The following is an 11,775-nucleotide window of genomic DNA, read 5'->3' as shown; positions in this document are numbered from 1 at the left end:
ATTGCGCTTAATTTAATTTAACTTTTTGTCCATCTAAAAGTGTTTGAAGTCCCGCAGTGGCAATTTTTTGTCCCTCTTCCAACCCAGAGTCAATTTCAAAGCCTTCTGAAGTCAATTCGCCAATTTCAATAGGTTGTCGTTTAATAACATAGTTTCCTTCTGAACCATCTATTACAAATACAAAGCGGCTATCACCATCTTCACCAACACTTACCGGTGGTATTACCAATTTACGTTCTTCACTTTGGCTAGTGACAAATTCAAAAGTAACACTAGCGGCCATACCACTTTTTATTTGCTCATCATCATCAAGAACAGTCACACGAATTGGGTAAGTAGATGTATTACTATCTAATGCTGGAGCAACTTCGGTTACCTCACCATTATATTGTTTATTACCAATAGCTGTAAAAGACACTTTAACTTTCATGCCTTTGTACACATTATTAATAACGCTTTCTGGAAGCCCAATTTCAATTTCAATTGCAGATCCTGCATTTAGGACACCAATAGTTTGCCCTGGTGAAACATTCTCATCAACTTCTGCAACAACTGAAGCTATAACACCTTCTTCTGGGGCATATAAATATCCAAATTGAATTTGATCTTGTTGAATAGCTACACTACGCTTAGCCGATTCAAAACTTGCAACAGCCGTACGATAAGAGTTTTTAGCAGATTCATAATCACTTAAAGAAGAACTTCCTTTTTCGTAAAGGGTTCTAACCCGATTTAAATTTAATTTAGCGGTATTCATTTGGGATTCAGCACTATTTTTAGATTCAACTGAACTCTCATAATTTAATCGAGCCTGTACATTATCGAGTTGAGCCAATAAATCGCCTTTTTTAACTTTCTGTCCCAATTTCATATCAAGCATCACAATAATACCTGTATTTCTAAAACTTAAATTGATAATCTTCTCGGTTTTTGCCGTACCACTAAAATGTCTAATCTTATCAGCACCTGCATATTTTACTTCTGTATACTTTACGGGGCGCAACACCTCTTGCTTTGGTGCTTCCTTTTTGCCACAGGCAGCAAATAAACCAAGTATTAAAAAGGGGAATAATTTATAGTATTTGTTTAAAATCATAAGTTTTATATTTAATCTTCTATACTAGCTTTAAATTCTAAAAAACGAGCTATAAAAGCATTGCGATCGTCTGTAGATTCCAGCAAAAAGAAGTTTCCTATATAGCGTTCTAATGTTAGCATAGCTAACAAGTAATTGTATGTTGCATTACTACTGGCCAATTGCGCCTGTAAGTAATTGTTTTGGGCATCCAACAGTTGGATGATATTAACTGCGCCATTTTCATAAGATGTCTGGGTTAATTCCAAAACTTCTTTTGCAGTTTCCTCAAATACTTTAGATAACTCAATATTTGTAATTTGGTTGATAACTTCCAATACAGCATCATTAATATTTTTTTCAATCTGAAGCTTTAGGTTCTCTGTTGAAAATTGAATTTGCTCTTTTTGAATTGTGGCAATTTGCTTATTGATATTTTGTTTATTCTGATTAAATATGGGTAAGCTTAAATTTACACCAACATTATAATAGCCATCTGGTGGTGTAGTTAAAAATGGTGGAAATGTACTTCCTGCTCCACTTCGTGAAAACACATGGTTATATTGACCTTGTAGTGCTACAGTGGGTAAAAACCGCCCTGGACCAAACAATTTTTCACTCCGTTCGGTAGCTATTAAATTGTAATCTAAGAACTTCAATTCCGGAGAGTTGTTAAGCGCTTCCTGAATTAAGAATTGAATAAACGGCCTACGCTCCAAAGGATCGTTTAATAAATCGTTAAAGGCATGGTAATCATATTCTTCAAAAATACCAGAATCCAATTCCGCATCATCAACATCAATAACCAAGCTTATAGGATTATTAAGCAATTGATTTAACACGTAATAACCTTGATTTAACTGGTTAAACGACTCTACATTATCCTGCATATTTTGTACCAGCTCACTTCTAAAACGCAATACATCTGATTTTCCAGATTGTCCAGCATCATAGTTTTGAGCAGCAATCTGTAGGTTGCGTTTGGTTAAATTTAAGTTCTTACTTTGTATTTTGTAATTGGCTTTAAGTATTAAGGCATTAAAATAAGCCGTAACGGATTCAAAAACAATATTTAACTGCTCGCGATTATAATCTTCTTGTTGCGCTTGTTGCAAGGCAGTTTGTATGCCAATATTAGCATTTGCGGCTTCAGAGAATATAGTTTGCGACAGGGTTATATTTCCTGCGGTCAACACTTCTGGATTTTGACCGTTGGTTGCAGCCGCAAATTCAGGGTCGGTATAATTTGCAGAAGCTGAAGCAAATACATCTGGCAAATAATCACTTTTAGCAAACTTGGTATCTTCTTCAGAAACCAACACATCTTGCTGCAACTCTTTAAGTGTTAAGTTTTCCGCAATTACCTCTGTCATTACACTTACTAAATCGTAGCGTTTATCTGCATCTATATCTGAAGCATCTCCAACAAAATTTGTTGTTGCTATTAAGCTATACTTTAAGGGTACACCAATACGTTGGGCAGTATTAAAGTTAATAGTAAGGCTTTTATTTACAGTGAGTAAAGATGAGGATTCACTGGGTACATCATCAACCACAACCGATTCGACACTTAAGGCAATACGCCTAAAAAACTGATCGATTTGAGATTGATCATTGTTAGTCGCTAAAAGACCATTTTCAACATCACGAATTTGAGTTGTGGTAAACGAAGGAATTTTTTTAGCTATCAGCGCATTTGCAATATTTTTTATTTCATCTTCAGTAAGGTATAGTCCTCCAATAAAATATACGGCCTCTTGACCCTCTAACGCATTAATAACATCTTGAGCAGTATCAAACGGTAGCAACGTTAATTCCAGTTCTAAATCTGATGATAACTTTGCTAAAATTTCAGAAACAGGGCTGTATTGTATAGCACCACGTTCCATTAAAACACCAACACTCTTACAGCCAACCAGTTCTTTAAATATGCGTAAATCTTCCTCATAGGAAAGTGGCGTTACTATAGATGTGAAATTTTCAACATTAATTTTTTGAGCTCTTGTAGTCTCAATGAAATCTTTATTCACGGTCCCAAAAAGAATAGTAGGTATTGGATAAGCCTCCCGTTCCGTTAAAACTTTATTAGTGGTTGCACCGTAGGCAATAACAATATCCACTTCTGAAACCAGTGTGTTATATTGCTCTTTAGCCAGATTGGGATTAAAATTATTTACATACCTACTGTTGGAAGGAAAAACAACCGTTGCATCTTCACCAACAACAGCTATAATTTCTTCCTGTAAGTCATCTATTAATACATTAATTCGGTCATTGGCTTTATCCAATAAAAAACCAATTTTATAAGTTTTGTCTTGTGATAAGGCTGAAAAATTAACTGTCAAAAAAAAACCAATGAGTAATAAATAGCGCATTAAAAGGAAATTATATAAGCTAAAGTAATTTTATTTTAAATGTAATCAAAGCACACAATAAATTAAATTACAAGAATTTATAGTTTAATATCCCGAATGATATTTTTATTTTTGACGAAAATAACTAGCCATGATAGACAAAAACCACATTATAAATAGATTTACAAGTTACGTAACCGTTGATACAGAATCCGATCCTGAATCTGAAACTACACCAAGTACTGAAAAACAATGGGATTTAGCCAATACCTTGGTTGATGAATTGAAATCAATAGGATTAACCGATGTTACTATAGACGAAAACGCCTATATCATGGCAACACTACCAAGCAATGTGGATCATGATGTTCCTACCATTGGGTTTATATCGCACTTTGACACAAGCCCTGATTTTACAGGTGCCAACGTAAAACCTCAAATCGTAGAAAACTACGATGGCAAAGATATTGTTTTAAATGAAGCTGAAAATATTGTGCTTTCTCCTGACTATTTTGAAGATTTACTCATGTATAAAGGTCAGACCTTAATCACTACTGATGGCACTACGCTTTTAGGCGCTGATGATAAGGCAGGTATATGTGAAATTATCTCGGCAATGGAATACTTAATACAGCATCCAGAAATAAAACATGGAACCATTCGTGTAGGTTTTACCCCTGACGAAGAAATTGGTCGTGGCGCTCATAAATTTGATGTTGAAAAGTTTGCAGCCGATTGGGCTTATACTATGGATGGTAGTCAAGTAGGCGAATTGGAATACGAAAACTTTAACGCTGCTGGAGCTGTTGTAAAAGTAAAGGGTAAAATTGTTCATCCTGGTTACGCCAAAGGTAAAATGGTAAACTCCATGTACATTGCTACAGAATACATCAATTCTTTACCACGAATGGAAACACCAGAACATACCGAAGGCTATCAAGGCTTTTTCCATTTACACAATATGAAAGGAGCTGTTGAAGAAACCGTTTTACAATATATTATTCGCGACCACGACAAAGGGCATTTTGAAGCACGAAAAGAAGTCATGCAAAAGTTGGCCAACGAGCTTAACGAACAATATGGACGAGAAGTTATAACCCTAGAAATTACAGACCAATATTTCAATATGAAAGAAAAGGTTGAGCCCGTAATGCATATTGTAGATATAGCCGAAGAAGCCATGAAACAACTGAACATTAAACCGCTTATAAAACCCATTCGTGGTGGTACAGATGGTTCACAATTAAGCTATATGGGCTTACCTTGTCCTAATATTTTTGCTGGTGGCCATAACTTTCACGGACGTTATGAATATGTACCAGTAGAAAGCATCATAAAAGCCACAGAGGTTATATGTAAGATTGCGGAATTGACGGCTAAAAAACATGAAGCCTAGGCGGTTGACTTTAGGAAAAAAATATTCGAACTTGGTTTAACTGTTGTTTTAGTGCGTTTGAAATCGAAATAATGAAAGTAATACATTGGACACCAAAAGAAAATAAAAGTCAAATTTTAGAAAAAGGAATTCTAATAACTGATACTTGGATTTCGTGTGCAATTCTTACACCATTTAAAAACTTAAATCGCTGGTGGCTTGACTTTTTGCTGAATGATAAAGAATATATAGGAATGATATTTGAATTAGAAAGAAATGATTTCCCTTTAGTTCATGGCCATTGGTGTATTGATACAAAAACAGAATATAATGAAGATTTTGAAGTCATATCAAAAAAAAGATATGATCTGAACGAAATATTATATAGTAATCCGCAATTTGTATTTAATGATTTCAAGGAATTAAAGCAAAATTATGAACAGACAATAATTTGGCGAATAGGAAATACAATAGATGACTCCAGTTATTTAGATAAAGACGGAATTTATAAATCAGATGATAGAAAAATTATCGCATCAGGATTGAAATTGATAAAATCAAATCCTAAAAAGGCTGAAAAGGATTTTTTTGATAATCCTGACTTTATGGAATTTGTTTTTGAAGACTATGAAATTCTGTTATTCAAAGATATAAAGCCTTGCAGAATTGAAAAAGTGATTCAAATGAATTCAAACTATTCATATGATGACTTAATAAATGAAATAAAAACGCACTACAACAAGACGCATAATTAATTGCGGCTGAATTTCCTCGCCGGAAATTCAATCTTATTAATTATCTTTCCACAACAATGGAAAATGACTCCCGTACTTTTCCTGCAAAAAACCATACAAAAATACGTTAAACGAATTATGAAAAAAGTCACATCTGTAGAAGAATATGTAGAAAACAACAGTCATTTTGGAGAAGCCTTAACGCTTTTGCGTGATATTATTACCAAAACCGAATTAGAAGAAACCCTAAAATGGAGCGCACCTGTATATGTGCTTAATGGCAAAAATGTGGTGGGTTTAGGTGCCTTTAAAAACCATTTTGGTATTTGGTTTTTTAATGGTGTGTTTCTCAAGGATGAAAAGAACTTACTGGTAAATGCCCAAGAAGGCAAAACCAAAGCCTTACGCCAAATGCGCTTTGAAAGTATTGAGGATATAGATCAAGCGGCTGTGCTGGCTTACGTTAAAGAAGCCATTGAAAACCAAAAACTAGGTAAAGAAATAAAACCTGAGCGAAAAGGCAAAAATGTGACTATTCCCAATGAGCTAAAAATACTTTTTAAAAGTCAGCCTGGTGTCCACAAGAGTTTTAAGGCCTTAACTCCTGGCAAACAACGTGAGTACTGTGAACACATAGAATCTGCCAAACGTGAGGCTACCAAACTATCACGGATAGAAAAAATTACGCCTATGATTTTACAAGGTGTTGGCTTGCATGACAAATACAAAAACTGCTAGTTATTAATAGATTCCGCATCAAGTGCGGAATGACAAAAAATAAAAAAAACTCCGAAGGCGACTTCGGAGTTTTTTGTAATATATTTTAAAACTATATTATTTAGCTGGTGTATTTAATTTCTTGCTCATTTCCATAGAAATGGCCGATTTATCAAACTTAATTTTACCTGCTAGAGTTTCAATAACACAACTGCCATCTTTGTCATTAAGTTCAACAACCTTACCATGCATACCGCTTTTGGTAATCACTTTGTCGCCCTTCTTTAACTCGGCTGCGAATTTTTTTTCTTGCTTTTGACGTTTCATCTGTGGTGCTATCATGAAAAAATACACGACAACAAACATTAAAATAAACGGCAAAAATGTACTTAAACCACCTTCTCCCATGAATTACTTAACTTGTGGGATAGTAGCTTTAGCTGGTGTAACTGCGTCAGGGTCTGGTTTAACGAAAGCTGTAATTTTTACAGTCTCTTTACCTTTTTCTGTATTGGCTGTTACAGTAACTGTTTTAGATACTTTATTTTTACCAGATCCATTAAATTTTACAGTAAAGCTACCGCTATCTCCAGGAGCTAAAGGCTCTTTACTCCAATCTTGAGGCACAGTACAACCACATGAACTCTTAATATCTGTAATTACCAAAGGGGCATCACCAGTGTTAGTGTACGAAAAAACAGTTTCTACAGCTGTTTTAGCTTCAATTTCACCAAAATCATGCTCTGTCTTATCAAATGTAATCACAGGGAATTTTGATGAGTTAGCATCTCTTTCAGCAGCCTCTGCTACATTTTTTTCATCAATTTTTTGTGTGGCATCTTCTTTACAAGATGTGAATGCAATCATGCATAGTGCACTTAATCCTAATATTATTTTTTTCATAATAAAAAATTTTTGTTTGGGGCGTAAATGTAGTAATTATTTCTAATTACATCAACCCACGACCGGTTTTATTTAACGTATTGGCTTCTTGATACTCTTTAACCAAATTATCTAGAATACCATTTATAAAAATACTACTCTTTGGTGTTGAGTACTCTTTAGCGATTTCCAAATACTCGTTTATGGTTACCTTTACTGGTATAGACGGAAAGTTTTTAAGCTCACATATTGCCATTTGCAACAACACCTGATCAATATTGGCTATACGATCGGCTTCCCAGTTTTTTGTTTTCTCTCCAATTTCAGAGTTTAGCTCATTTTGGTTTAAAATGGTCTTCTTAAACAGGTCTAGTGCAAACTCACGGTCATCAATATCTTTAAATAATTCTGGTAGCATGTGCCTATCTGAAGCGTTTGGCTTAAGCTTACGCAACAGTTTTACTATGGTAGTATTTATAACCGGTAGATCGTCTATCCATGTTAAGTTCTGATCTTCTAAGTAATCATACAACTTATCGTTAGGCGCTATAATTTCTTTGTAAATGTCTATAACAAAGTTTTTATCTTCATTAAAGTTGGAGGTTCTAGTTTGCATGTATTCATTATACAAGTTACTAGATTTAATGGCTTTAAACAGTACATCTACATATTCGTTGTCCAGGTCCCAATTCTTGACCTTATAATCTTCTATAGCCTCTTGAAGCGCTGTGTTGTTTTTTAAATACAACAACACTTCATTGTTAGCAAACTTTTGATTAGGGTTTTTATCCTCTGAAGTAGCGAGGTGCTTTTTTTGGGTTTTCTCAACGTAAATAGCTTCGCGTTTTTGAATTTCAACCAATAAGGATAATTGTAATAAGTAAAGCGAATACATATTCTCTATACTTCTTAACAAAAATGTTTGGTCTGCTTTAAAATCACCTCCTTCTCCGCCTTTATAAGCGTAAATAGTTTGCATAACCTTTATGCGAATATGTCTTCTGTTTAGCATATTTACAAAGAACTTTTTATTTAAAGAGGCGAAAGTATACACTATCGCCTCGCAAAAATACTATTATTTTAAAGAATTATTTTGAATTCTCTTGTTTTCTTGTCTCAATGCGTTGCTTTGCAATATTTAAAGCCGCATGATTAGTTGTTATGTTATGCGTTTCAGCATTCTTCAATATCTCTAACGTTGTGTTATAGATATTTTCTGTCTTACGCATAATCTCTTTTCTATCGTAACCTTCCAACTCGGCGTATACATTAATAATACCACCTGCATTTATTAAGAAGTCTGGCGCATACACAATACCACGATCTTGTAATATTTTCCCATGCTTTTCTTCTACTGCCAATTGATTATTGGCCGCTCCAGCTACAATTTTTGCTTTTAAATTGTAAATAGTATCATCATTAATAGTTGCGCCTAGTGCACAAGGGGCATAAATATCCATATCTTCACTGTAAATGTCATTACCGCCATAGATGGTTACTCCGTATTTTGAGCGTACCTCCTCTAACCTATCTTGACTAATATCTGAAATGGTAACTTCGGCACCTTCATCAACTAAATGTTCAACCAAAGCTTCTCCTACATTACCAATACCTTGTACAAAAACAGTTTTTCCTTCTAGCACATCGCTACCAAACTTATACTTTGCAGCGGCTTTCATACCCATAAACACACCATAAGCCGTGATTGGCGAAGGGTTTCCTGCTCCTCCTATAGATTCTGAAATTCCCGTAACATAAGGTGTAACCTCACGAACCGTATCCATATCAGCAGTGGTCATACCTACATCTTCAGCAGTAATGTACTTTCCGCTTAACGAATGTACAAACTCACCAAACTTCTTCATTAATTCCGGTGTTTTTTGAGTTTTGGCATCACCAATAATAACGGCTTTTCCACCACCTAAATTTAAACCCGTGATAGCTGACTTAAAGGTCATACCACGCGACAAACGCAAGACATCATTTAAAGCCTCCCATTCGTTGGCATAATTCCACATTCTAGTTCCGCCCAAAGCAGGTCCTAAGACTGTGTTATGAATACCTATTATTGCTTTTAAACCTGTATCTTTGTCGTTGCAAAAAACTATTTGTTCGTGATTATCGAATGAAAGCTGACCAAAAACGGGATCTGCTTTATAAAGTTCTTTTGCATTAATTATGTCTGTATCCATCTAAATTTAATTTAATATTTAACCGCTCATTTAAACGATTCATAAAAAGAGCATGCAAAATTAAGTGAATATTAGGGTTAAAACAACATAATTAAGATTAAAATAAGAATTTGTTAAAAACTTTATATTAGAAACCAAATCGTTAATGAAAGAATTAAGGCACTTAAATAAGTACTTCTTAAAATACAAATACAAATTACTGGCGGGAATCATTATTACAATTATAGCTAGAATATTTCTGTTATTCACCCCTCGATTAGTCAGCAAAATCTTTACAGCCATAGAGAAAGGTTTGGATGGCTCAATTACAAGAGAAGCTTTTAAAGCTGAACTAACCCTATCTATAATTTATATTATTGTCGCAGCCATTATTGCTGGACTTTTTACATTTTTAATGCGTCAAACCATAATTAATGTTTCGCGCTATATTGAATATGACCTTAAAAATGAAATTTATCAACAGTACCAAAAACTATCCTTAAATTTTTACAAGAAGAATAGGACGGGTGATTTAATGAACCGCATAAGTGAAGATGTTGGTCGTGTTCGTATGTACGCTGGACCAGCAATTATGTACAGCATAAACACGGTGACACTTTTTGTGATTGCTTTAATTTACATGTATAACGCAGCCCCTACCCTAACGTTATATACCATTATTCCTCTACCTATCCTTTCTGTGGCTATTTATAAATTAAGTAGAGAAATTCACAAACGAAGCACCGTTGTCCAAGAGTACTTATCTAAATTATCTTCGTTTACCCAAGAAACCTTTAGTGGTGTTGCCATTATAAAATCCTATGGCATTGAACCACAGACCAATCAGAATTTTGTTGAGTTGGCTAGTGGCAGCCGTGACAAACAATTGAGTTTAGTTCGAGTTAGTGCCTTATTCTTCCCAATGATGATTTTACTTATTGGTGTGAGTAATTTAATTGTTATTTATATAGGTGGTTTACAATACATAAATGGCGAAATTGAAAGTATTGGTACCATAGCAGAATTCATAATTTATGTTAATATGCTAACATGGCCTGTTGCCACAGTGGGCTGGGTAACTTCAATTGTACAACAAGCCGAAGCTTCACAAAAACGGATTAATGAGTTTTTAAAGATAGAATCTGAAGTTCAAAATAAGAATAACAATCCTTCAGATATCATAGGTGATATCCACTTTAAGGATGTAACTTTTACTTACGACGATACCAATATAACGGCATTAAAAGGCGTATCATTTAAAGTGAATCATGGTGAAACTTTAGCCATAATTGGCAAAACAGGTTCAGGAAAATCAACCATATTGGAATTAATTGGTCGGTTATACGATATTAAACATGGTGACTTGACAATAGATGGAAAACCTATAGACCAAGTAAACCTTTACAGTTTACGGGATAGTATTGGTTATGTACCTCAAGATGCTTTTTTGTTTTCAGACACTATTAAAAACAACATCAAATTTGGTAAAGAATCTGCTACTGATGATGAAGTTATTCAAGCGGCAAAATATGCGCAAGTGCACAAAAATATTATAGGCTTTAACAAGGGTTACGATACCACTTTAGGTGAGCGTGGTATTACCTTGTCTGGTGGTCAAAAACAACGGGTTTCCATTGCTCGCGCTATAATAAAAGACCCAAAAGTTTTATTGTTTGATGACTGCCTTTCTGCAGTAGATACAGAAACTGAAGAAAAAATTCTAAACAACCTAAAAAAACTTACCACCGGTAAAACAACAATTATTGTGAGCCATCGTATATCTGCTGCTAAAAATGCCGACAATATTATTGTTCTAGATGATGGTAAAATAGTGCAATCAGGCAATCATGATAGTTTAATTGAAGTAGATGGCTACTATAAAAACCTATACTTAAAACAATTAAGCGAATCTGAAAGCCATTAAGTCATTACAATGCAATAAGTTATTGATATTGTGGTAAATACAAAACAAAATTACAAGTAGATAAAAGAAATTTCATAAATTGTTGGTTCGTAACCTATTTTTTTAGATTTTTGAAGAACTCATAATTTAGATTTTAATTAGTTTTAAGACAATGAACAACAATGACATGATGGAGAAAGAAGAAATTTTTTCGAAAGTATTAAGAGCTGGAAGACGCACCTATTTCTTTGATGTAAGATCGACAAAAGCCGGAGATTATTATTTAACCATTACAGAAAGTAAAAAGTTCACTAACGATGATGGTTCGTATCATTATAAAAAACATAAAATTTATTTATACAAAGAAGATTTTTCTGAATTTAATAGCATTCTAGCTGAAATGACAGATTACATTATTGAAGAAAAAGGCGATGAAGTTATTAGCGAACGTCACCAAAAAGACTTCAAAAAAGAATATGTAAATAATGATTCTGAATCAGCAGACGATGCGGAATCAAATGCGCCTGAAAATTTTACAGATATTGATTTTGATGATATCTAATA

11 protein-coding genes are annotated in these 11,775 nt (G+C 34.2%); 5 read left to right on the top strand and 6 right to left on the bottom strand.

The features are described 5' to 3' along the window. Positions 1–7: 7 nt before the first annotated feature. Both K7G76_RS09775 and K7G76_RS09770 read right to left on the bottom strand, forming a co-directional pair. Positions 8–1,096 (bottom strand): efflux RND transporter periplasmic adaptor subunit, encoded by a 1,089-nt coding sequence (locus K7G76_RS09775; protein WP_223034014.1) that lies wholly within the window; start codon positions 1,094–1,096, stop codon positions 8–10. Between the two features lie 11 nt (positions 1,097–1,107). Next, positions 1,108–3,450: a TolC family protein gene (locus tag K7G76_RS09770; RefSeq protein WP_223034013.1), complete on the bottom strand. Its 2,343-nt coding sequence runs from the start codon at positions 3,448–3,450 to the stop codon at positions 1,108–1,110. 130 nt (positions 3,451–3,580) lie between these two features. On the opposite strand from K7G76_RS09770, the gene pepT reads away from it, so the two are divergent. From pepT to K7G76_RS09755, 3 genes are all read left to right on the top strand, one after another. After that, on the top strand, positions 3,581–4,825 hold the full coding sequence (pepT, locus tag K7G76_RS09765; protein WP_223034012.1) for a peptidase T: 1,245 nt from the start codon (positions 3,581–3,583) through the stop codon (positions 4,823–4,825). 71 nt (positions 4,826–4,896) lie between these two features. Next, complete coding sequence (locus K7G76_RS09760) at positions 4,897–5,559, top strand: hypothetical protein (RefSeq protein ID WP_223034011.1); 663 nt, start codon at positions 4,897–4,899, stop codon at positions 5,557–5,559. A 117-nt stretch (positions 5,560–5,676) separates the two neighbouring features. Continuing rightward, positions 5,677–6,276: a YdeI/OmpD-associated family protein gene (locus K7G76_RS09755; protein WP_223034010.1), complete on the top strand. Its 600-nt coding sequence runs from the start codon at positions 5,677–5,679 to the stop codon at positions 6,274–6,276. Between the two features lie 96 nt (positions 6,277–6,372). On the opposite strand, the gene yajC is transcribed toward K7G76_RS09755, so the two are convergent. The 4 genes from yajC to K7G76_RS09735 all read right to left on the bottom strand — a co-directional run bounded on the left by yajC (position 6,373) and on the right by K7G76_RS09735 (position 9,329). Then, positions 6,373–6,663, bottom strand: a complete 291-nt coding sequence (gene yajC / locus K7G76_RS09750) for a preprotein translocase subunit YajC (protein ID WP_223034009.1) — start codon at positions 6,661–6,663, stop codon at positions 6,373–6,375. A 3-nt stretch (positions 6,664–6,666) separates the two neighbouring features. Then, complete coding sequence (locus K7G76_RS09745) at positions 6,667–7,158, bottom strand: DUF1573 domain-containing protein (protein ID WP_223034008.1); 492 nt, start codon at positions 7,156–7,158, stop codon at positions 6,667–6,669. 46 nt (positions 7,159–7,204) lie between these two features. After that, positions 7,205–8,149 (bottom strand): transcription antitermination factor NusB, encoded by a 945-nt coding sequence (gene nusB, locus K7G76_RS09740; protein WP_255572983.1) that lies wholly within the window; start codon positions 8,147–8,149, stop codon positions 7,205–7,207. 76 nt (positions 8,150–8,225) lie between these two features. Beyond that, the gene (locus K7G76_RS09735) at positions 8,226–9,329 is read right to left on the bottom strand and encodes a Glu/Leu/Phe/Val family dehydrogenase (RefSeq protein ID WP_223034007.1); all 1,104 of its coding nucleotides are present in this window, start codon (positions 9,327–9,329) and stop codon (positions 8,226–8,228) included. A gap of 145 nt (positions 9,330–9,474) precedes the next feature. Between K7G76_RS09735 and K7G76_RS09730 the strand changes: the two genes are divergently transcribed. Both K7G76_RS09730 and K7G76_RS09725 read left to right on the top strand, forming a co-directional pair. Continuing rightward, entirely contained in the window at positions 9,475–11,232 is a 1,758-nt protein-coding gene (locus tag K7G76_RS09730) for an ABC transporter ATP-binding protein (protein ID WP_223034006.1), read from the top strand. 151 nt (positions 11,233–11,383) lie between these two features. Next, a complete protein-coding gene (locus tag K7G76_RS09725) occupies positions 11,384–11,773 on the top strand; it encodes a PUR family DNA/RNA-binding protein (RefSeq protein WP_223034005.1) in 390 nt (129 codons plus the stop codon). The last annotated feature ends 2 nt before the right edge of the window (positions 11,774–11,775 follow it).

It is taken from the genome of Hanstruepera marina (assembly GCF_019880635.1).
Taxonomy (GTDB): domain Bacteria; phylum Bacteroidota; class Bacteroidia; order Flavobacteriales; family Flavobacteriaceae; genus Hanstruepera; species Hanstruepera marina.
This window is presented reverse-complemented; position numbering and strand designations above follow the sequence as displayed.